This is a genomic window from Yersinia sp. 2466 StPb PI (genome assembly GCF_041538325.1).
Lineage (GTDB): Bacteria > Pseudomonadota > Gammaproteobacteria > Enterobacterales > Enterobacteriaceae > Yersinia > Yersinia enterocolitica_E.
The window spans coordinates 1393524-1417087 of the sequence record NZ_JAULSL010000001.1 but is presented as its reverse complement, the minus strand read 5'-3'; the positions used below and the strand labels follow the sequence as shown (position 1 = coordinate 1417087).

Genomic DNA, 23564 nt, shown 5'->3' with positions numbered 1-23564 from the left:
TTACTCTCCAGAAATTATGGCGGTGAATATTCGCATTTCGGCGAGAGGATCCCGTAATCGGTAATCACTCGCCAGTCAGCCATTGCCAACGGTGAAATAGCTGGATAAATTTGATTACTGTGAGGGGCAATCATTGCCGGGTACTGCTCGAAACTAACGGCGCGATGATTAATATTCAATTGCCCCAGCGTTAAAAAATAGGGTGTAGGATTTTCTACACGGATACCCTCAGCGACTTGGGTAAATTGTAATTTGCAGTAAGCGTCTTCCGGGGTCATATTCAACCCATCGGGGCGATAGAACAGCTTAATCAAAAAACGAATTCCCATTGATAACTGGGCCTGCTCTGTCAGCTCGGAGGCTTGAGCAGGAATCGCCAGAACAGATAAATAAAACACCGATTCATGTTGCTGCGATAATGTTCCTTCATTCTGACGTATAATACGCAGCAAATTACGACTATTAGGCTCCAGCCGAAATAAGGGTGGTGTCACGATAAATGGTGTTGCTTGCTTATTATCTGGGCCCAGTTGAACCAGAGACTGAATTAAATAAGTTTTATCGCCATCATTCTTAACCAGAACAGTGCGCGCCCGATCAGTTTCATTAAATACGACCCGCGTTTGTCCAAGGCTTATTCCGCCATCAGCAGCAAAAACGCTATTTCCCCAGAGGCTAAGGAGTAAGCCACTGATAAGTTGCAAGTCTCGGAAACGAAGGGCTCGAATCATAATGTGCTCTTAATCGTAAAGAAAATTGAAGGTAACTCGAGCAATGAGTTTACCGGTGGTTGGATTACAGCCCCCCGAATCAATACAGGATACCCCTGCGGAAAATGCCATAGCGGCACCAGTGGCTGGCGGGACTATTCCTTGAAATTGCAGCTTGTCAGCATGGCGAACGGTATTCATGTTTTGAGTTAGCAGCACACCAACCCCTTGAGCGTCTGAGTCAGCGTCACGAAACAGCCATTTGCTGCCACTGCCATCACCATTGCCAGTGACCTGGATGACAGGTTTTTTGCTACCAGGTGCCGTCCCGCTACAATTTTGTACTTTCAGAGAGAAAGTATTGGATGCAGCCACGGCTCCCGATAACAACGAGCTTGTTTGGACGCTCCCCAAATCCAAAAACTCTTGATCTAGCTTAATTTCGCAAGTTCCAGGAACAATGGTGGCACGGAAATCCACTATTTCAGCAGCTTGTACCGGCAGAGCGACTACACAGATGAAAAAGCTCGCAGAACCCGCATTACGGCACCACTTTAGTAAAGGCATCGATACCTCCAAGATCGTTGATCACCCGCCAGCGGATCTCCCCTTGTTTAACTTTGGTCGGGAAGATATGGCTGCTGAAAGGGGCAATCATACTGGCTTCGGCGCGCGCCAAAGATAGCGCCTCTCCGGCAAAACTGATGCCAGAAAAGTTAATAAAATAGGGTGAGGCGTTATTAACCTGTAATCCCTCTTTCACTAGGGTAAATTGTAGATTCTTATGGGCATTGGCGACAGTCGGGGCTAATCCAGCAGGGCGATAAAATAACTTGATGACGTTCGCAACGCCCAGTTTTACTTCACCACCCACGCTTTGTTGCTGATCTTCTCCTGTTCCTGCAACACTACTGGGTATAGCCCGAGCATTAATATAGAAAACCGATTCACGATCACTGGGCAAAGCCCCGCCATTAGCAGAAATCCGAATTTGGTTGCTACTATTTGGTTCGAGGCGAAATAACGGAGGAGTGACCAAAAAAGGGGCGACTCCTTTCCCATCAATAGAAGTGCTGACTGTGGTCTGTACCAAATAAGGAGCATCTGGTTGCGTATTGCGCAAAGTGAGTGAAACACTCGACGCTCCCTGTGGGTAAATCAGCCGAGTGGCACTAATACCAAATCCGCCAGCCTGAACGGTTTGAGTGGCAGTCAAACCAACAAATATCAAAGACAGCGTGCGAAATAAAAATTTCATTACTCAAACTCCTCTTGCCTGATGGCAGGGAGTTATCATCACCTGCCATCAGAAATGGTTAGTTATAAACAAAACTAAATGTAATTGGTGCACTAATCGTTGTATTTTCGATGGCTGATATATTAGTGGTAGCTAACGCGGCACTTAAAGAAATCGATTTTTCAAAATCTCCAGGTGCTGGCGTGCTACCCGCAGTCCCAACAAGAATAGAGTCTCCACTTTGTAGGATGGTGCCTTCATGTTTGACCATGACACCAACACTAGAGCTATTATCGCTGTTAAAGATATTGTTACTGCCACCGCTCAGTGTTGAACCCGAAATACGCAAGCTCGCCTTATCATCCTCCGCCGACGGTTTTCCACAATTCATAAGTCTCACATCAAAATTTTGTGCCGTCGTATCAATAAAAGTATTAGCGGCAGTGAAAACGGCTGCTGTGTGGTTATTCAAATTCAATCGGTCAGTGACCGATACATCACAGGTGGCAGTTACGATGCTAGCCTCTATCGTTATCATAGCATTACGCCCAGATTCTGCTGCAAAGGCCGTTCCAGCCGAAGCCAACAATAACAAAGCGGCAGGTGATAAAGTTAAAAGTGTTGAACGCATGTATTTATTCCTCTAATGACACGTTGATTAAGGATTTGAGTGTGTCCTAGAGAGAGCTAAAAATTTAATGATTTAGTCTAATTAAGGTGGAGTTAAGACTCTTCAGGTTTACTTTTAATAAAAATAAATATCTAACCAATTGATTTTAAATACATTTAACTTTACTCTTAAATGTATTGTTCAACACCGACAATACAGAATATCAGTCCGAATATGTTTGAAACATGACAGCTAAATCCACCAATTGGGATTATGTGTTGAAGTCAGTTACCTGAGATAGCCCAGCTTTGCTGGCCGACATCTTTTCAGGTTCCCTAACCCCAATAGACTGCATAAAGACAATTAACAGATAATGGAGCTTGCACATGGCTGTCTCCTCCAGGGGACATAATCAGTATGCCGGAATGAGTGGTTCGCGTTGACGGGTTACTTACAGGAGGCTGACCAGCAATGATATCCTCAGTATGCTAATAGAGCACTATTTCTAAAAAGCTAAACTCTAGCGATCTCTTAAAACCTTAGAGCAGTACACATAGGGCATTGTTTTAGTCGAAATATAATAACTTCCGTTACGATTTTTAGTGAAGAAAGCAGCCATGGGATGATCATCAACTAAATAAAACCTCGATAGCATCAGATCTGAAAATAAAGATTCATCCACATTATTAGTTTCAGTCACCCAGTTTCTCTTCGATGTTAATAACAAATCATCATTAATCGCTGTTACATCAAAAAAGGTTCTACGACTTATCGTGCCTACTTTCTCATTATTTTTATAAACAACGCCATCAATATAGACAATTCCATTTTTATTATTCATAGAAAATTCGACCATAAGTTTTGTCATTAGTCCCAACTCTTCTCTATGAATGGTCAGATTCGCATTACAATTAATAACATCATTTTTATCATATCTAAATTTTAGCAGTAAAAATGAAACGGAATAGACGAACACGATAGACAGTATTATTTTCAATATGAAATAAATTTTATTAACAAGAGCAACATCGTTCATCAAAGCAAAACCTTATTATTTTAAATTAATTTATTTTCACGTCTATTTAAAAATAGTGATTCTTATTCTTTTCAATCCAGAGATATAGCCCTTGATTATTAATAACATTTATCTTCCTCATAACATTTCGTTTGTGAGTGCTAATGGTTTTCTCACTTAAATTCAGCAAAAGAGAAGCAGTCTTAGTGGTAATCCCATCATAAAAAAATTTGCAAATTTTTATTTGAGTTGACGTTAATTTAATTACCCCACGATCATTATAGATAACATCATGCCCGTGACCATGCTTTAACATATTGGCGATTATACATTCAACTTTACGGCTTAATTGATTAATGCTGTCATTCCTAAAAATGACAACTTCCGAAGCCAGTTCTTTTGCCATATGTTTTTTGTCTCTAATTTTAAGAGTAACGCTGACATTCTCACAAAAGGATATAGCGATAAAGCCATCATCAGTTTCATTGTCAAGACTCGTAGTCTTAACCAATAAACAAACTTTAAGGTGGCTCTTAAATAAATGATACAACCCATACGAAAAAAAATTATTGTGGTCAGATATAGTTACCATGCAGCGCATAGAAATGTACTCTTTACTTGAATTAAAAAATTAGAGCAGCAATTAAAACATAAGCTAAAAAATAATATAAATCATAAGGTCTTAATAAAAATTAATTAATGAAATTATGCAAAGAAGCCCATATCAAAGTGTCACGTATGCACCATAACATATTGAAATAAAGAATAATTATGTCATTTTCTTGCATGGGAATTTCACTACAACTGCGAGAGGAAAATGGGCTTTAGTTGAGCGGAATTTAGCCAAGTTAAGACTTGGTTAATATTCAGAATAATGAATATAACCTTAAAAAGAAATAATAAAGATATAGGGTATGATAAAAAACTGCTTAAATATCTCTATTTAAAATAGTCAAAACCATGCCGACCTTTAAGCAGAACACCCAATAAACTAATCCTTATTACACAGAAAACTTGCCACACCATTAGACTCAATAATATAATTATTATTGTTAATTCTATAAATAGAAATTAAGAGATTACTACCTACTTGAGACATAAAACTAGGTAGCATTTGCTCAAGATCAGTTCGGCTCACTTCGTCTGAAAGACTAATCTCAACGCCAGTAAAAGTCAGAATCGTTTTATTATCAATATCAGAGATATTAAATAGTGTCTTCCTGGTCAATTGATAGGGTATGTTATTATTAGTAACAATTCCATTTATTATCATATAACCATTTTTGCTATATAGATTTATTTCAACATTGGACTTGATGTTAAAATTTTTACTATACGTATAATGCACACCATGGCAATTTAGTTTTTTATTGTTGTTATCCGCTAAAAAATAAGCATAAGCAATAGCGGAAACAATCATGATGACTGAGATGAAAATCAGCAGTATGTATTTAGTATTTGATTTCATTAAAACCACCATGATTGACGAATATTTCAGTTCTACAATTATTCTTCTTACTATAATTAACTTCAAACTCACAAGAAATAACTGATATTGTAGGGTGTCTTATTGTATAGTTTAAGTAAATATAAGGGTAATTATTACACTCTAATGATTGGCCACTTAGAAACGTATTAACTTTCTCCTGACTTTCCAAGTTATGTAATTCAGTGCTGGTGAATATACTGCACCCATCAATTTTTGATAAAAATGTGAAGTTTTTAGGATAATCGATTATACGCTTAGGAATACTTTTATGGATAAAATAAAACACAGCGCCAAAGAAAATCAACACAGATGCGAATAGTAATACTATATTATATATTTTATATTTATTTTTGGTTACTAATTTCTCATCTTGCTGCTGAGGGACAATATTCTCGATAATAATTTCATCAACTTCATCTTCAGGGTCAATATCGACTTCGCATTCTGCAACTTTAGTGACCGTAAAGATAAACCCTTTTCCTCTTACAGTCGTGATGGCTTCACCAGACAACCCGATATCTTGCAATGCTTTACGTAATAATGAAATGTTTTGATACAGAGTGTTCGGTGTGACATTCACACCATTATCACCCCAAGCAATTGAATACAAATCACTTTGCGATATTATCAAACCAACTCTATTAACAAACGCCTCTAGTAATTGTGCTGTTGGCACGTTGATCTTAATGCGAGCGCCACCCAAAGAGGATGAGAGGATACCACTTTCAGGGTAAAATGTAATATTATCATTTATAGTATAACATTTACTCATGCCAATTATTTCCAATGATACGTATCAAAAATTTATTATAGATAGTCAGCAATAATAATCAATAAAAGAGAACATTGCGATGGCAAATCTACCAAGGATTAGCAGTTCGTCACAAAGGTTAATCTGACTCGGATTGACAATATCAGATTAAGTAAGATACGACCCATTGAGAGTATTGTGCAGTACTTCTCTGCTAAGACTACTTTTTTTCACAGTAAACTGAATGAGTAGCGACAGATGAATGCAACTTGAACTTACATTTCGTTTCTAGGGTTGAAGAACGACGAGCCAGGATCCTCACCACAATTTTAAATATTATATACCATAACGACTGGAGCAATATAGCAGTTAAATGACATGTGCTATCTAAAGTAAGGACTGTTTGTAAAAATTAAAACCATCAACAATTATACTCATCAGCAAGTCTACCGTGGCGAGCAATATATAAATGGAATGCTTTTTGTAGATATCCCATAATAGCCCTCCTCTTTTTTCGAGAACGTAATTTGCATTTTTCTATTTGGTGTGGTGTAGAACTCATGGATCATGACTTCATTAATCAAAGTATCATCAATACTATTTATCTCGCTAGCCCAATTGTTTACTGATCTTAATAAGAGTATATCATTAATCGAGTAGACGTAAAAAATAATCCTGCGACTAATCACCCCTATACTCTTATGATCCTTATAAAGCTTACCATCAATAGAAACAATACCATTAGTAGAATTGACTGAAAAATCAATGTTAACATTGGCAACCATACCAGGTACATTACTGTGAATGATGACTTCAGCATTACATTTTATTACATTTAATCCTCTCTCTTTTTCATCATTACTGCCTCTTAAAAAGAGAAACAAACAAATAGAGATCATGATAAAAATAAAAATAGAAATCTTCAAATTTTTTTTAATGCAGATGGAGAGTATATTTTTCATAAACATTCTATTTTCATCTCGTAAAGATGATCCTAAATTCCATTATAATTAAGTAGGTACAATTTGTTCGGCTTTTATAACAGCCTTATTATACCGAATCATCTCCATCATGTTATATCACCTTTAAAACTCAGCATCGGTAGAAAGAATTGGATAAATAGATCCTATTGTTAAATTACAGGCTGCAAAGTAATGGCAGCCTGTTGTTAGTATTATCTCGATAGACCTAGTCTAGGCTATCGTTTGGACGAATCCGTTGGCACTGATATTGTCGGGTGTTTGATCCAACCTGACGATGTACCATCATCTTTAGGTAAACTACCGACAAAACTACCATCCTGTTTCGAGCCTGGGTAACTTGGGCTCATATGATTTGGATTGCTTTCTGCAGGCGGCTTACCCGAAGAAACTGGCGCTTTAGACGGCGGTGTAGACTGCCGAATCTCGGATGGCTTAGGGTATGATACTGGCTCATCTCCTGTGGCAGTTTTTTTGATCCACCGAGAAGAGTTTTTATCATCTTTTGGTAAATGACCTTTGAAATCACCACCTAGTTTAGAACCTGGATAACTAGGGCTCATATGATTTGGCTTCTCCTCTCCTTTCACTGGTTTTGATGGTCGATTCTTTGGTGGTGTCGGTTTGTCAGTTTCCACCGGAGCGGGTTTCGGTGGTGTCGGTTTGTCAGTTTCCACCGGAGCGGGTTTCGGTGGTGTCGGTTTGTCAGTTTCCACCGGAGTGGGTTTCGGTGGGGTCGGTTTGTCAGTTTCCACCGGAGTGGGTTTCGGTGGTGTCGGTTTGTCAGTCTCCACCGGAGTGGGTTTCGGTGGTGTCGGTTTGTCAGTTTCCACCGGAGTGGGTTTCGGTGGTGTCGGTTTGTCAGTTTCCACCGGAGTAGGTTTCGGTGGTGTCGGTTTGTCAGTTTCCACCGGAGTAGGTTTCGGTGGCGTCGGTTTGTCAGTTTCCACCGGAGTAGGTTTCGGTGGTGTCGGTTTGTCAGTTTCCACCGGAGTAGGTTTCGGTGGTGTCGGTTTGTCAGTTTTCACCGGCGCGGTTTTCGGTGGTTTTGATGTATTGCCATTTTTTGCCGGTTTATTTGAACTCGATAAACCGCCAGCAGTAAATGAAATACTATTTGATGCTGTAACTTTATCAACATTTACTTGAGAAAGTGTTTCACCATCGGTATTCAGTTCACCTTGTACATTTCCTTTAATATTACCAACATCGATGGTCGCTTTTTGATCTTCCTGATATTCAACTTTTTCCACAGTGTTGTAATAGCCATTGACTGTCGGTAAGCCTGTTTTAGAAATACCACCACCACCACCACCGTAAGCACCATCTTGATCAATAGTATCTGATAGCTCGACTGCGTTAATATTGCCCGCAACATCTACAGTACCGGTTTTGGAATCAGAAACAATGTGCGCGCCAGTAAGATTGAGGTCCCCTCCTGTAGAGATATTCAGCTCACCGGTGGTATTAATACCGGTCTGGGTCCCTGTAGTCTTCGAATCATAATGTTCGCCACCTTGGCCGTAGTTCCCAGCCAATGTTGGGATAAGTCCTCCATTGGTTGAAACAGCAACCCCGACTGATCCACCCCACTCATTACTATTAGTCTGGTTATTGACCGTATCTTGCACACTCTGCACATTCAGATCGCCAGTAATATTAAGGTTGGCGGTTTCTGACTGAATATTACCGCCAGCTAAAGTCATATCTCCCCCAGTGTTAATGCTAATATCACTGCTATTAAGGTTGGAGTTAGTATATGTGTGGCTTGAGCCAGTTGAGGTTGAAGTGCTGCCATGGTAATCAACAGAAACTCCCGCGCCAGCTCCTGTAGGAGCGGCGGAGGCCCCGGCACTGACGCCTGCAGAGTGGGTATCTTTTTGCGACCAACTCTCAGTTGAGGACTCGGCGGCTAAAATATTCAAATCACCGCCAGTAGTGATCTCTACACTGTCTGCCGATAATTCGACACCTTTTAACGTGGTATCGCCATTACTAGTAATTGATACATTACCAGCATTTATATTAGTGATGTTTTCACTTTTAGTCGTCGATGAACTACTGGTCGTCGTGGTATCGAATCCAACTGAGACTGAGCCTCCAAGCAAATCATTAAACATAAGGTTAGAAGCACTACCTGCCACTTCTGCCGCCGTTAAACCGGCATCAATTTCTTGCCCGTCATTGCCCTTTTCAACCAAATTACCGACTTTATCAGCAGCATCAGCCACTGAACCATGAGCTTCACCCTTTACGCCATAAAACGAAACGGTTTCCTCACTCGTGGTTATCACTTCATCTTCATACTTTGTAGACTTGACTTCATCGGCAACAATAGTCAACGCACCTTCAGTGTTAAAATTACCACCGCCAATATCAACCGTGTTTCCCGCTTCTAATGTCATAGAATCGGTAAAGTTAAGTGAAGCATTATTATTTGTCGTCGTTTGCTGAGTATCAACCGTCGTGACGGTTTCTAACCCGGCTTGGAAATTACCCGAGGAAGATGTTGGAGCACGACCAGGCTTAGACCCGGCATTGGTGATATCCGACCCAAGATTATTATGCTCACCGGTGCTGGTACTACTACTTTCCCCATCCAGACCGCTAATATCATAACCTGCCGATTGCCCAAAACCACTCGCGCCTGCACCAAATTTTAGATCAGTGCGTTCAACCGTGGTTTCAGAATAGCTGTAATCTTGTGATGTTTGGATGTCTACATCGCCAGCAGCCTTCAATTCACCCGATTGGGCATTATATTCACCACCTTTGAGAACAATATCATTCGCGGAATTAACGGTAAACTTGCCGCCGGCGTTGACCGAACTATCAACACTCGTAGCACTTGAGCTGACAGTTTCTGTCGATTCGTGACTTAGTATCCCCGTAGATTTATGGCTGTATTCATAATTCCCCTCAACCTCATACATATTATTGAAGGTGACATCACCTTCAGTTGAAGTCAGGCTGATATCTTTTTCCGCAGCAATATCAACAGCATTAACCGTAATATCTTTGGCACTCATGTCAATGCTACCACCGGCGGTGACACCATCATTATAATAATGAAGTTCTTGATTACCGGAAACATTAGCGCCTTGGCTGGCAGTAAGCTCAATTGAACCATTATCTGCCTGCAAAGTGAGATCATTACCGGCACTAAGAGCAGCGCCACTGTTGGTTATAGAACCACCACTGGAGACCAATGATAAATCTCCACCTGAAGTGATACCACCATTCATGCCCACACTACTATTATTAATATTGCCTTCTGATTGAATATTAATATTGCCACCGGCACTGATCTGGCCATTAACATTATTAAAGGAGGATGCATCAACATCCATATTACCGCCAGCGTGGACTATGGCGGAACCATCATAGCGGCCACTTTCTAATTGTTCTAACGTCGTTGTTGCGAAATAAATTTTAGGTGTGAGTACATCATGACCATCGATATTTTCCGTTACAAACCAAACAATATCTTTATCCAGTCCGGCAATCTGCTCATCAGTTAAAGCTTTACCGACGGTAAAATCTTCTACTCCATTCACAGTTGCAGCATTGGACATTAATTTCTCAACCAACTCGGTGCCATCAACACCATCGCGCACACTGAAGAATGTCCCAACAGACTCGTTTAATTGGCGGCGAATAACTTCACTAATAAAATAATTATCGCCCACAACCAAAACAGGTGTTTCTGGTATATAGCCAATTTGGTCAAAGAAATATTGCGAACCAAAGAAAAGGCTCTGATCAATCATCTCAGTTCGAGTTTCATAAAACGGATAAATAGGGTTACTGGCACCATCCCCGACCTTGGCAGTGAAATCAACATCTTTCCATTTCTGGTTAGAAACAAATAACCCCTGAATTTTAGCGAGTTCGGTATAGGTTTTTGTGGTACTTAATCCTTTCGTCGTTCGGCGGCAATTGTTTTCAACCCAATATTAATTTCATAAGGATTTTGAGTTACCACAACCTCCTTATCACCGATGGCAACTGTTATTTTTTCACCTTCAAGTTTCGCACCGAATAATCCATTGTTAAATGCTCCACCATTGTGAGTCAGATTACCGCCTGCGATAATCCCACCGTTATTATCCGACAAACCATAATCTTTTAAATCTTTCAAAGAAGCATTATTGGAGCCAGTTACCCTGGCCCAATCTTGTGATAGTTTTTCTTGGCTTTCAGATAACCATGCATCGCCGAACAATCTTTTCATAACACTGTTTAATTGTTCACTCTGTTTGGCCATTTCTTTTAAGCTATTAAAGCTGTTGGACTTAGAATCATATATATATGACCCCTGCCCTGAGACAGACTCCGGACTTCCATCACCGAAATAAAAGTCCAGCAATTGATATAGCGTATTAAACTGAGCATAACCAGAATCGCTACCTATCACTTTTCTATATACCTCCAGCTCAATCGGGGTACTCAGCGTCTCCGTCAAATAATAGAAAAATGACATTTCATTATATTCAGGTGCATTATTAACAGTTCCAGATATTATCATATCCTTACTTGATTGAATAATACCACCTGTATTATTTAACGTTTTAGTACTATAAATATTCTTTTGATTAATATTTAAATACCGCCGGATGAAATTTCGGCCATTTTAGTTAATTTAAAATCACCAATCCACGTTGGAATTGAACCTGAGAGTTTTGCGTTATAATATACCAGGCTAATAAACCCTTGCTTCCATTCATGTGAACCTTCAGCATTTTGTGCAGGGCCTGTAACCCATCCAGGATTATCATACTTACTAATATTATCAATAATTTTAGCATCTAATGCCATATCGCCTTGAGAACGAATATTACCACCATCATTCTTTATATTCTCTGCAACAATATCAATTTTACCCATACTAAGAACATTAGCATTTTCTTCATTTAGAAACTTACCTTTCTCTGCATCAATAATAATATCTTGCGAGGAGAAAATCAAAGCCCCACTACTATTAGTAATATTAATTGCCTTAAGAATGACATCCTTAAGACTCAAAATAGATTGATTACTTGAAATTTTAATGTTCTCATCTGCATTAAGTAGTATGCTTGCAGCACTTTCCAGAATACGGTCAATAATGATAGAACCCGTAGTCTTAATAGAAACTCACCTCTAGCATTAATATCACCACTATCATCATTGTAGCGATAATCTTTAGAGAGAATTAAAGAGAGATTATTATCACTAAAAATGTCACCAGATAAATTATTCAAAGATTCAGCTAGCTTAATTAATAAATTTTTAGCCGAATAAATATAACCGACACTGTTATTTAAGTTATCAGATTGAATATCAACATTATTACCACTGATATTAGAGCCACTGTTATTTACATTTTTTGATCTAATAGAAATATCAGCATCAGAAAATAAGGTCGCTCCATTCAGGTTAGAAATAGAGTCTGACTCCACTGTAAGCCCACCAACACCAATAATGATAGCGTCACCAGCTGATGACCCTTTATCACTACTGTTTACAATAGTATTAGCCTCTACGGACAATATCCCTGATGCCTGAATTATCGCATTAATATTATCTAGTTTATTGATGTTTTTGAAGGTGGCGTCACCATCAGAATTAATAATTGCCGCAATGGAATTAATAAAACTACTGACATAACTGACGTATAAATTTCTACCCGCATTAATAACACCAACATTTCCCGTCCCATCACCTATATTGGATAAAGACCCAATATTAGCTAGAGACATATCAGCACCAGAGTATATAACGCCTTTGTTATTTAGATTATCTATATTAGATATCATTAGGCCATTATCTGATGTTATAACACCACTCTTATCATTTATAATACTATTAATAAGTTCTAGTTTTAACCATTCTCCCAATGCTGAAATATAACTTCCACCGGAATTTTCCACATTGGCAACAGAATGAATATCAATATTATTCGCGATTATCCCTGAACCAGAATATTGGGTGGTTCCAGTTCCTGTATTAAACAGATTAGTACTATTATTTATGCTTACAGTTCCATCTGCATTAATAAATCCATCTACATTCTTTATCGTTTCTATATTACTCAAATGAATATCACCAGAGGCGAGTATAGATGAGTTCTGATTAATTAATTCTGACGAATGGCTAATTGACAACTGATCAGCCGCGAGTATTTTTGCTTCATCAGTATTTTTAATGCTATCAATATTCGTTAATATAATCTCGTTCGCTTGAATGAGTGACGAACTACCTTTGTTATTTAACTCTTTAATGTCATCAAGCTTAAGTGAGCCTTCTGAAATTAGTTTTGCATTATTACTATTTGTAATAGTGTTAGCGTTACTAATTTCAATAGCACCACCTTGAATTAAACTGTTGTTATTATTTATATTAACTGCATGAACCCCACTGCTATTTATTTTCAGATTGGCACCTGAGAGTATACTACCCCCATTTTGATTATTAACTTCCTTACTGATATTTAGTGATAAATCTTTAGCTGCTGTGATATCACCACTATTGAAAACACTTTCTGTTGTTATATCAATAGATTCTTCTGAGTTAATTACCCCGGTATTTTCCAATAAACCGCCATCACTAACTTGGCGAATAGCAACATTTTTACCGGACAATACACCACTATTAATGGCACTTCCATTGACAATGGAAATATCTAACATTGAGGCGGCTGAGACAATTCGCCCACTATTATTAATACTATTTGACTTAATGGTATTTTTTTTATCAGCTTGCAGTAATCCTTTATTAATTAGAGATCCGAGAATAAGATTTGCGTCTTGCTCAGTATATAAAACACCTTTATTATGTAAATCATTAGCGACAATGCTCAGCGGACCACTCGCATTGACAACACCATCATTGTCAAATAGTTCGTTAATAGTGAAGCTTAACGTCCCCTTCTGGCTATTAACTCCCGCACCTTGATTTAAAAATGAATTAGCATTAACTATAACATTGCCTGACTGACTGCTAATAGCAGCATCGAAACTTATAGTTGCGGAATCAATAGTTTCGCCGTTAATCGATACAATATAATTACCATCCACAAGGGATATAATTGCATTCTCTATTTTTTTACCTGAAGCATCAAGAGCGAAAAGTGTCCCTGTTATTTTATATTCACCCTTAACATCAATGAAAATTGATGTTACATCTATTTTGTCACTATCACCGCTCATTGCAAAAATACGTGCTGCATTTTGCAACAATGAGTCAGCAGTAATTCTAATATTGCCATTTTTTGATACTGCATCAGCACTGAGTTTAGCTTGAGATAAAGCTCTAATAATTAGGTCACCATTACTGATAACACCACCAAAGCCTGTATTTTCATTAACTGAAATATCGATATTGTTGCCAGATAAATTAACATCACCTGACTTGCTGCTAATTGCTGTCAGTGCTAAATCACCATCGGCCGATATCTCAACAGTCTGATTACCGACTAAGCTACCTTTATGTCTAACCCCAACACCGCTTTCGGTACTGATTAGCTGTATTCTTCCCCCATACATGGAACCCAATGAACTGCCATCAATAGCAACTTTAGGGGTATCTGCAGCCGATAAGTTACGAATCTGGTGCTGTCGCGTTTGTGTGTCGTAAGTATTTAGCCCCGCAACAACTTTAATATCGGCACTCCCAGAGACTTCACCATCGAGTTTTACCGTACGGCTGATCATATCAAAGTGGGTTAATCCTTCAGTAGATAGTCCCTGTCCTTCTACTGCAATCATACCCTTATTAACATTTAATTGAATATTACCATTCTCACCATATTCCACTCGACCTGTACTGAGAGTTAAGTTATTCGCATTAATGGTTGATACGCCATTCACAGATATGCCATTTTCATTTGCAATGATAAGGTCAGCTTTTTCCCAAACACTTCCATTGTGCCATTTAAATACGATCCCTTGGCACCCGTAACTTCACTAATGATAGCGCTAGCTTCTTGTTGTAGCTGACCGTTTTTAATTATATAACCACCTATGCTACTGACACCATCCTGCATGCTGTTATTAAAAATCAAACCATCTGGGCCAACATTAAAGTCGTCAAACTTATTGTGAGAAATCCCATTACCGTTTGGATTAATAATATTTACTGTCGGTGTTCCATTGGCTGACTCTGAAATCGTTGGCGCATTTGAACTTGTATCGGGAACTAAGTTTGCATAAGACAAACTGGGCAATACTGCAACCAATGCCAAATAAATAGGGCACAACTTTTTATGTAGATTTTCTTGAGTTAGTTTCCCAATAAAAGATGATGTAGAATTATTGGTCTTACCTTTATTTTTGCTCATGCGTAAAGCTCCTGCGGTTTGCTGGATATAACTTTATTAAGATAGAATTTATTATTTATTTAGAATCGTAAATCAAACCTGTAACTTAGTGTTCTAGAATCAATATCAGAATTCCTTAATGTTGATGGTTTGGTTAGAGGATAACCCAATGTTAATGAAGTGGAGAAATGACTACCTACAGCCTTAAGGCCAAGAGCAGCTCCAGTTAAATACTCTGCAGGGCACGAGCCCATATCATCAGTACAGTTGTTTTTAATAAAACCAAGATCATAGCCAGCAAAAGGCGACACCTGCCATATCCCCAATTTATTGATAGCAATGGGCAGCTGAACTGTATTGGAAATGTAACCACCGTTATGTCCCGATACTGAACTTTCTTTGTAACCACGAACGGTATATTCATCACCAATTGATTGTTTACCATCACTCACTAATATATCTTTTGTAAATTGAAATCCTGAGTTAACTTCATATGATAAACTCACTGGACCATATTGGGCCAATGACTTAGACCAGCTAATTATGCCATTATATTTTATGTAGTTTAGATCAAACCCTTTTAAGTCAGGTTCATTTTTCCATGCTGCACCAAACCAGGGAACACCCGCAGTCGAACTCAGATCCCAAAATAAACCGCCCCCCCAAAGTGTGCCAACCCGAGTTACCCCAAGGGCAATACTGCTGTATTTTTTACTACTAACCCTATTTTTATATCTTCTATTTTATTAGTATTATCGCGGCCTTCGACTTTTGTATAAGCACTAAACTTCCCCACTGCGTCTCGAAAAATAACTCGGCTTAATTTAGTAGAAGCTCGCTGGGAAGAACCTTCACTATGATAGCCACCAAAGTATCCACCAATAACCTTCTCATATTCGAAACGATATAAGGAAGCATCTAGCAACCAATAGCCAAGTGGTAAACTGTAATTCATAGACCAAGAACTTTGACTATCGGTTTTGGCATACAAATCATTGTAAGCATAATAGAAAGATAAAGAGTCATTAAATCCGGAAAAATTATTTACTGTCAAAGTCGAATTGTATTGATGCCAACCATCAGCCTCACGGCCTGAGTTATTCATCCCTACAGAGAGTGAGATAGGGAAATACGCTGAATTACTGAGATCTAAAGTTGAGTAGCCAAAGTCATCCGATGGAACAATTTGTAATTTATCAGTCCTCGAAACTCGAAGTAAGTTATCCAACCCTTGGTCAATATCTGACATTTTAAGCTTATTCCCTTGGGCAAAAGGAATTGCACTAAACAGTCTGGTTTTTTCAAAGAATGTGGGTGGATTCCCCTCGACACTAAATCCTGAAATCTTCCCCCATAATACCTCTAATTTAAGTACCCCCTCACGTAAACTACCCGGTTGAACAGTCACCAGCGTTGTCGCATAACCCTTGCCAACATAGAAATTGGTCAAATCCTTAACCAATTCCATTATCTCCTTTTGTCCCATCTCAGTATCTAAGAATTGCATAATAATCTTCTGCCTTTGTGGTGAATTGGCATAGATATCATCGTTTTCAATACTAATATGATGAATAAAAAACGTATATTTTGACTTCAAAAGACTATCCTCATGCTGCTCATTGAGAATATTATTCTGACGTCTTATTTCGCTCTCTCTACGTTTTTCATCTTGAATCATTGAGCGTGTACGGCTACGTTCCAGTCTATCTAATTCTCTGGATGCGTTTGATGCTTGAGTATTTAATTGTGGTGGCTGTATTTGAGCATTAACCTGTGCGCACATAAATGCGAATGGCGCGACAATGCAGCCTGTTAAATACATCCTATTAATAATAACCATTCTGACGATACCAAACATGATATTACTCTATCGTTAAATTGAAATAAACTTGGCCAGCAACATTTCCTGATGTGATGTTTTTCCTATCTGAATCCACTATGTATATTTGAGCAAAATAGTTCAGATCTTTATGTTCATCTACGTTAAATATAATTTCGGATGATTTTGTACCATCCACCTGTTGAGCAATAATCCCATTCCCAGTTAACATCCTTGTCCCTATTCCCTTTCGCACCACCATTTTCAACGGGAATAGTATTTCGGATAACCCCTCTAGAGGAGCCTACAGGTTGTTGTTCAACAGTGGTAAATGCTATTTTTACAGAAGACGCCTGTGGACAATATACTGAGATTGAAAATGGAACTTGAGTTCCATGTTTATTACCTGTATTGAAATCAGAAAGAGGATAGCTGCCCAAATCAATATTTAAATTTGAATTTGCGATCATGCAGGAACGTACAACAACTGAAGTATTGGCTGTTAACACTATAGATAATAATGTTACACTATTGCTTGTCTCCTCAGCTGCAGTAAGGACAACCTTTGCAATTTCACCCTGGGGGATATCCCCCGCTGTTATTTTTCCGATTTGAATAAATTCGATTAATAAACCGTCATTATTTATGGTGCAAGGCGATTGACAATCTTGAATCGTTGGAAAATAAGCAGCGTCACGGCTAACGGGCCATTTTATTCTGATTCCTACACCACCAATTTCAGTACTGTATACATCAGGAAGAGCTGATAAAGAATTACCGCGCGTATAAGTAGACGTTAGGCGGGTTTTTACCCCCACCCCACAGGTATAATTTAATGTATTAACGGGAATAAGCCGCGATCCAAGAACAGTACCTATTGCTCCATTTTCTGCTGGGTTAAGAACCAATTGAGGCATAGCAACCGTTGCTACATTTCCCGAACAGGTTGCAGCTATTACACTCGAACTCATCCAACCTAACGACAAAGCAATAAGGGTTAACATCCTAATAATTAACATATAACATTCACCTCAATTAGGTTGGCTACTTTCATTACGACAAATAGTGTTGACGATTTTTATGTTTTCATAGTCAGAATAGAGTTCAGGTATATAGTTGATAAAACATTTCTGTATACCTTCTTTACTGTTCCAAACAATAGTAATACTCTGCGATTTCTCACTCGAGAGAATGATATTCCCACCTTGACCAACCACACCTAGTGAATCACCAGCAGCATTATAGGCGTTGGCCCCAAAGGGGATATAGTGTCCTTCTTCATTCTTAATCTTAAGAATTTGGTTATTAATATTTTTAGTATCAAACTTAACCAATACAGAAGCACCTGCTGTTGGCACTATTTTAATTCTATCCTCTTCAATCTCTATATTAGTTGGCATATCTTTTACATTAAGAGAGATATCATTATATTGAAATGGTGACAAATACGGTAAAATAGCATATCCATTTTTAGCTACCCGCGCATTTGTATAAGGATAAATACTGGCTCCAGTCGCACCTTTGGCTTCAATAATACCCAGGGTATCGCTAATAGAATGCGATAGGTTCACTCCGCCGGCATGCACGACAATACCACTACTTAAATTTACTGAAGCCATAGAGTTCGATCTACCTTGGCTATAACCAAGATTTATTAATGATGTGTTACCACTATATCCACCGTTAACGCCGAAATTGCGATCACTATTGCTTGTTCCATCGATCCAAGATCCATAGCTATATTCTTGATGTTCGCCCACAGTACCACTAATCGCTGTTTTTAATCGGGACTCGCGATCATTATGACTTATTGTCGACGTTAATCTTGGCCTATTACGATAACTTGAAGCCGTATCTAATGGAATGCTGAGTGATAAACGTAAGGTATTCTCACCATTACCATAGCGATTATTTAACCGATTAAAACCTAAGCTATAATTGACTGACCCTACCGAGTTTGCATAGCCAACTTGGTAGTTTAACGTATTCTTCTCATTAACATCTTTATGCCAGTATCGACCATAGTAGGTTGTTAAAAAGAGGCTTCCCCAACCAGGGGATAGATTTTGATTTATATTTGCTTCAAGTACTTCGCGATAATTTTCAGTCCGAATACCTTTGCCACTCTTTTGGGCCTCAACGGTATTAAGCGCATCCATTAATGTAAAATAATTACTACTTGAATAGCGATATGCCATTAAGCTAAAATTAGTTTTTGTTGGTTCAACGACCTTCGCCAGGCTTACTTTAAAACTCATATTGCAAAATGTAGAGTCACATTGCGATTCATCATCTGCTTTAACTGAAGTTGAAAACGTGTCGCATCAAAACTTAACGCACCGATTGGTGTATTAAATGCAACCCCACCAAGCAATGCAAAATAATCAGTTGATATAGTTTTCTGTATACCACCATAGCCAGTAATATAATTATTAAATCCATATTGATAGCTCCCCTCAAATAACATAGGTGGATCACTAAGGTTTGAGCTTCTTATTTCACCTACTGTGGCCGTGTATCTTGAGTATCCTTCACGTAAAAGTTGAGGAATACTAGAATAAGGCACAACTTGTACTCTTATATTCCCGCTTGCTTCTCTGATAGTTACTTCAAGATTCCCACCATAACCGGCTGTATTTAAATCATTTATAATAAACTCGCCAGGAGAGAACATTTGTTTCATGGATAACATTGCCATTTTGTCGGATGGTGACCAAGGCATTACTATCGGCGACCCCTCTGATTACTGGTGCATATCCCCGCATAGAATTTGGCAGCATGCGATCATCAGTATATAGACTGGCCCCCGAAGTGGCGTGGTATTAAACATAGCCCCAGTAGTATTCACATCTCCAAGGATAAATTGTGACTGATTGGCCGCGAATGATCTCTGTATATAAGCAGATTGGTTATTCCACGTTACACTTTCATCACTACTACTATTTGCCATACCATTAGTATAAAATCGCCATGGTCCTAGCTTTGCTGATGTATTCAAGCTGCCATAATAAAATTGTTTGTTTTTTTTATTATCATTATATTCAGATGAGTTTTTATAATTAGATGCATTAAAACTATAAGCTAAGGTTAATGCTGGTACACCCTCATCCCATAACTCTGGTCTAATATATCCATTAGGCGTACTCTCCACATAGACCTGTGGTATCGTCAGATATAGCTTCTGATCGCTATCGTCAAAAGTTATTGTTGCATCTGGGATAATATCGTTAATTAAGATGCAACCATTGCCTTGCCAGTCCTGAGGGAGCATGCTCAGTCTTACACCAAAAGCCAGTATATCTTTCGGAGTGAAACAAGGTTGAACACCTTGTTCTTTATCTGTTTCAATAAAGTTAACACTTAAACTTTCAATATTTTTTGAGTTTAAATTCATTTCTACATAATACTTTCCAGCTTTTACTGTATCTTCACCATCAAAATCCTCTAAATTAATCCCATGATCATAAAACTTCATAAAGCCAGACTTAAATTTAACCTGTCCCTGTGGAATAGAATTATATTTCCCCACAGCAAATGACTGTAGTGGGAAAAAACATAGGGTAATACCAAAAATGAAAAATTTCATTATAATCATAGCGCCTGTATTGTTATTTTATATTTAACTTATTATTCTAATATTATTTCCTTTTCTACAAATGCACCTAAATCAGTAATATAGCTATAAAATAATTTAATAGGCTGATTACTAAGGTCTGTAACCTTAAAATCAAATTCATAGTTCGAATAAGGAAGGATCATCCCTCCCGTTAAATCAATTTTCTTGCTGCCATCAGTTACTACAAATTTACCGATTGATATGTGATACGGTGACTTATTCTCACCTTTGATATTAATCGCCTTACCTGTCCTTTTTGCCACCCAACTAACACTTTCAGCCGCAACTCTTGGATCTGAAGATAAGCCGATTGGGCGATATAAGAACTTTAAGCGTGTACGAAATGCAAGATTTAGCTTATTTTTTGCATTATCATTTTCCACCTCTGGTGGTATATCAAGCACATTTACCCAGAGCAATGTCTCTCTATCACGGGGAAATTTTACTTTTGCTTCTTCTGTTTTAAAAACTCTAAACGACTTTCCTTTCCCTGCATTTATTCGCGAAACTGGAGGGCTAATAACAAAAGGCAAATCTTCTTTTTCCACATCACCAGAATCTATGGAATCCCTATCGGATTCTAACCACACTTGGACTAATGAGGGGAGCCCCCCAATATTATTGACTCTAATAACTTGTTCTTTACTTTTTTCATCAAAAATTATTCGCGTTGCCATAATTTGAATAGAGGCATAGGCCGAATATCCTCCACACGCAAAAAAACCTATTAGAAGTATTTTTAATAACTTCATTTCCTACATCCTAAAACCATTGAAAAAAATAATCATCGGGGACTGGCTCTTAAAGAGCAAGCCCCCAAAAATTAGTTATAAACTATAGAATAAATAAGACTTGATTCTACATTACCCGCAGTCACCACTCCGGTGGCTACATATTCTGCCCAATAATCAAATCGAGCACTGTTACCTGAAATAGTTTCTTCTTGATGTTTATCATTTGCTACCGCTAAATTTAAAGGAGTAGTATCTTTATTTAGAATACTAATTTGCACATTAGCTGCAGCGTCTACAGCAGAATTCTTCAAATTGCCAGTGCTATCGTCAATCGTGCCTCTGGCTCTTTCAAAATTCACATTTGCTTTTGCGCCATCAGTACATTCTGCTCCTGTTAGTGCTATATAAAATTTAGTTGCTTGCGCACGTTGACCAACACTTGATAATGCAGAAGTACTGACAGTTTTAAGCGGAACGGTAAAATCATTAGTCCCGGCACTCCCTGCTTCTGTTCCACCAGTAATTTTACAAGTAACAGCAGAGACTGCTCCCGTAAAAGTAATGGTGCCATCTTCAGCCGCAGCTTGAGGTGAAGTAGAGAGTACTGAAAATGCGAAACACACAATGGTGGCAATTTTTGTTCTTAAATTACCACCATCCTTAATAATATCTTTATTCCTTTTGCACATAACTAAACTTCCACTCTTCGTTTTTTAAGAGGTGGGATTATTACTTCATGTCTGCAAAAAATAAAATAAAACAGTTTTAATTAATTCTTAACTAGCACAATATATATAGTTAAGATAGATAACTTAAATTTTTCAGTTGCCTATCCTACTTAACGCCCATCCGAAATTCAAATGCAACATATTGATTAATATTAAAAATATCATTTTTACCATCCTCTTGATAACCTAAAGCCATGTATGAGTACAATACTCACACCTTGGCTCCCTTAATTAATTTATATCTATTTAAAATGTGGGGATATACTGAAAAATTAGATGAATACATTAGAAGAGGTATTGATCGCTCAAAAAACAATCTGGTTATACAGCATTATTATCTGACGTACGGTAATGCAGTATTATCTATTTAGTGAGTCAAAATCATAAAACAACTCTGTCTTACATACATTTTTACTGTTGTTTATGATTTCATTTTTACACGATGTTAGTGAAATAGTGGAGTGAAGTTCACTCAGAGATATATAAACATAGGGGTAAACTTGGCAAGATGATAGAGTGCCTTCTAAAAAAACATCTATATCGGGGATGATTGAATTCATATCATTACTATTATCATAATATATGAAACATTTTTCATTTATATGACTAAAGGAAAATCCATCAGACTTTCTTGCAACAAAATAACCAGGTTGTGATTTTATAAAAAAGTACAGTAAAATTAGTATAAAACAAACCCCCATCATTATTGAATATACAATAATCATCTTTTTTTTTGTTTTGTTATCGCTACACTCTAAACTGATGTTTTTCACAATCTCGTTATCAGTCATATTCTCTATAACTGTTGCCATAGTAAAAATAAAACCTTTCCCTCTAACAGTTGTTACAGACTCACCGATAACACCAACATCTTTGAGTGCTTTTCGTAATAAAGAGATATTTTGATACAACGTGTTAGGAGTGACACTCGAACCTTTTTCACCCCAGGCAATATTATAAAGTTCACTTTGTGAAATTGTCATTCCCACACGGGAGACAAAAGCCTCTAATAATTGTGCCGTAGGGGCATTAAGTTTAACTGTATTACCAGTTAATAGTGAAGATACTATACCGCTGCCAGGATAGAATATGACATTCCCATTGATAATATAGCTTTTATCCATTTTTATCTCCATTTCCCTTGTCTACTTACTAAATTACTTCACCAAATATTTTAATTTATTTTTATGTGGCATTAATCTGGTCAGCATAACATATCTTATAAAGGTGAATGAACTCTGACCTCTTCTTATATTGCATGGTTAATCGAGTACGATTCTAGATTAAGAATTATCTGGCAATAATATTTGCTCCTATTGAAAATTATCTTTCTATTATATCAATGGTATTCGTTCCTCCCAGTGAGCAAGCGGCAACTGGCCACCCAGTAGCGGCCAGTGAGCTACTTTCTAGAATATCGGCATAGGGATATCTCACGTTTATTACGGTATCAATTTTTTGTTCGCGACTCTTCAAACAACAGTTTTAGGAATTCTTTCTTCATAGCAGAGCAACTGAATACTTGCTTGATTACTGGGTCGTAAGCATAAATCGTGCATCCAGCGAGATAACCACT

The 23564-nt window shown here is 37.9% G+C and carries 18 protein-coding genes and 3 pseudogenes; all 21 read right to left on the bottom strand.

Annotated elements, in window-relative coordinates:
• Positions 1 to 14: 14 nt before the first annotated feature.
• Positions 15 to 731, bottom strand: a complete 717-nt coding sequence (locus tag Q2T72_RS06335) for a molecular chaperone (protein WP_083159765.1) — start codon at positions 729 to 731, stop codon at positions 15 to 17.
• Between the two features lie 9 nt (positions 732 to 740).
• Positions 741 to 1277, bottom strand: coding sequence for a fimbrial protein (locus Q2T72_RS06330; RefSeq protein ID WP_083159767.1), 537 nt, complete (start codon positions 1275 to 1277; stop codon positions 741 to 743).
• Positions 1252 to 1968 (bottom strand): molecular chaperone, encoded by a 717-nt coding sequence (locus Q2T72_RS06325; protein ID WP_372568837.1) that lies wholly within the window; start codon positions 1966 to 1968, stop codon positions 1252 to 1254. Before Q2T72_RS06325 ends, Q2T72_RS06330 begins: the two co-directional genes overlap by 26 nt.
• A gap of 58 nt (positions 1969 to 2026) precedes the next feature.
• Positions 2027 to 2578 (bottom strand): fimbrial protein, encoded by a 552-nt coding sequence (locus Q2T72_RS06320; RefSeq protein ID WP_083159771.1) that lies wholly within the window; start codon positions 2576 to 2578, stop codon positions 2027 to 2029.
• A 499-nt stretch (positions 2579 to 3077) separates the two neighbouring features.
• The gene (locus tag Q2T72_RS06315) at positions 3078 to 3593 is read right to left on the bottom strand and encodes a hypothetical protein (protein WP_083159773.1); all 516 of its coding nucleotides are present in this window, start codon (positions 3591 to 3593) and stop codon (positions 3078 to 3080) included.
• A 46-nt stretch (positions 3594 to 3639) separates the two neighbouring features.
• The gene (locus Q2T72_RS06310) at positions 3640 to 3978 is read right to left on the bottom strand and encodes a helix-turn-helix transcriptional regulator (protein ID WP_372568836.1); all 339 of its coding nucleotides are present in this window, start codon (positions 3976 to 3978) and stop codon (positions 3640 to 3642) included.
• 585 nt (positions 3979 to 4563) lie between these two features.
• A complete protein-coding gene (locus Q2T72_RS06305; protein ID WP_227746554.1) occupies positions 4564 to 5040 on the bottom strand; it encodes a hypothetical protein in 477 nt (158 codons plus the stop codon).
• Positions 5024 to 5833 carry a winged helix-turn-helix domain-containing protein gene (locus Q2T72_RS06300; protein ID WP_083159777.1) on the bottom strand — a complete coding sequence of 270 codons (810 nt, stop codon included), beginning with the start codon at positions 5831 to 5833 and terminating at the stop codon, positions 5024 to 5026. The genes Q2T72_RS06305 and Q2T72_RS06300 overlap by 17 nt, the downstream gene beginning before the upstream one ends.
• Positions 5834 to 6258: 425 nt before the next feature.
• Complete coding sequence (locus Q2T72_RS06295) at positions 6259 to 6774, bottom strand: hypothetical protein (protein WP_372568835.1); 516 nt, start codon at positions 6772 to 6774, stop codon at positions 6259 to 6261.
• A 236-nt stretch (positions 6775 to 7010) separates the two neighbouring features.
• Positions 7011 to 10562, bottom strand: coding sequence for a hemagglutinin repeat-containing protein (locus Q2T72_RS06290; protein WP_372568834.1), 3552 nt, complete (start codon positions 10560 to 10562; stop codon positions 7011 to 7013).
• A 143-nt stretch (positions 10563 to 10705) separates the two neighbouring features.
• On the bottom strand, positions 10706 to 11320 hold the full coding sequence (locus tag Q2T72_RS06285; RefSeq protein WP_372568833.1) for a hypothetical protein: 615 nt from the start codon (positions 11318 to 11320) through the stop codon (positions 10706 to 10708).
• A 74-nt stretch (positions 11321 to 11394) separates the two neighbouring features.
• The gene (locus tag Q2T72_RS06280; RefSeq protein WP_372568832.1) at positions 11395 to 11817 is read right to left on the bottom strand and encodes a hypothetical protein; all 423 of its coding nucleotides are present in this window, start codon (positions 11815 to 11817) and stop codon (positions 11395 to 11397) included.
• Positions 11814 to 15112: pseudogene (locus Q2T72_RS06275) on the bottom strand (filamentous hemagglutinin N-terminal domain-containing protein). The gene Q2T72_RS06280 and the pseudogene Q2T72_RS06275 overlap by 4 nt, the downstream one beginning before the upstream one ends.
• Positions 15113 to 15171: 59 nt before the next feature.
• A pseudogene (locus tag Q2T72_RS06270) lies at positions 15172 to 16769 on the bottom strand (ShlB/FhaC/HecB family hemolysin secretion/activation protein).
• A 305-nt stretch (positions 16770 to 17074) separates the two neighbouring features.
• Positions 17075 to 17929, bottom strand: coding sequence for a fimbrial protein (locus Q2T72_RS06265; RefSeq protein WP_372568831.1), 855 nt, complete (start codon positions 17927 to 17929; stop codon positions 17075 to 17077).
• Between the two features lie 12 nt (positions 17930 to 17941).
• Positions 17942 to 19168, bottom strand: coding sequence for a fimbria/pilus outer membrane usher protein (locus Q2T72_RS06260; protein WP_372568830.1), 1227 nt, complete (start codon positions 19166 to 19168; stop codon positions 17942 to 17944).
• Positions 19165 to 19632 carry a fimbria/pilus outer membrane usher protein gene (locus tag Q2T72_RS06255; RefSeq protein ID WP_372568829.1) on the bottom strand — a complete coding sequence of 156 codons (468 nt, stop codon included), beginning with the start codon at positions 19630 to 19632 and terminating at the stop codon, positions 19165 to 19167. Before Q2T72_RS06255 ends, Q2T72_RS06260 begins: the two co-directional genes overlap by 4 nt.
• Positions 19553 to 20496 (bottom strand): annotated as a pseudogene (locus Q2T72_RS06250) (FimD/PapC N-terminal domain-containing protein). Before Q2T72_RS06250 ends, Q2T72_RS06255 begins: the two are co-directional and overlap by 80 nt.
• A 41-nt stretch (positions 20497 to 20537) precedes the next feature.
• On the bottom strand, positions 20538 to 21278 hold the full coding sequence (locus tag Q2T72_RS06245; protein ID WP_083159786.1) for a molecular chaperone: 741 nt from the start codon (positions 21276 to 21278) through the stop codon (positions 20538 to 20540).
• A 71-nt stretch (positions 21279 to 21349) separates the two neighbouring features.
• Entirely contained in the window at positions 21350 to 21949 is a 600-nt protein-coding gene (locus tag Q2T72_RS06240) for a fimbrial protein (RefSeq protein ID WP_372568828.1), read from the bottom strand.
• Between the two features lie 398 nt (positions 21950 to 22347).
• On the bottom strand, positions 22348 to 23112 hold the full coding sequence (locus tag Q2T72_RS06235) for a transcriptional regulator (protein ID WP_372568827.1): 765 nt from the start codon (positions 23110 to 23112) through the stop codon (positions 22348 to 22350).
• Positions 23113 to 23564 lie beyond the last annotated feature (452 nt).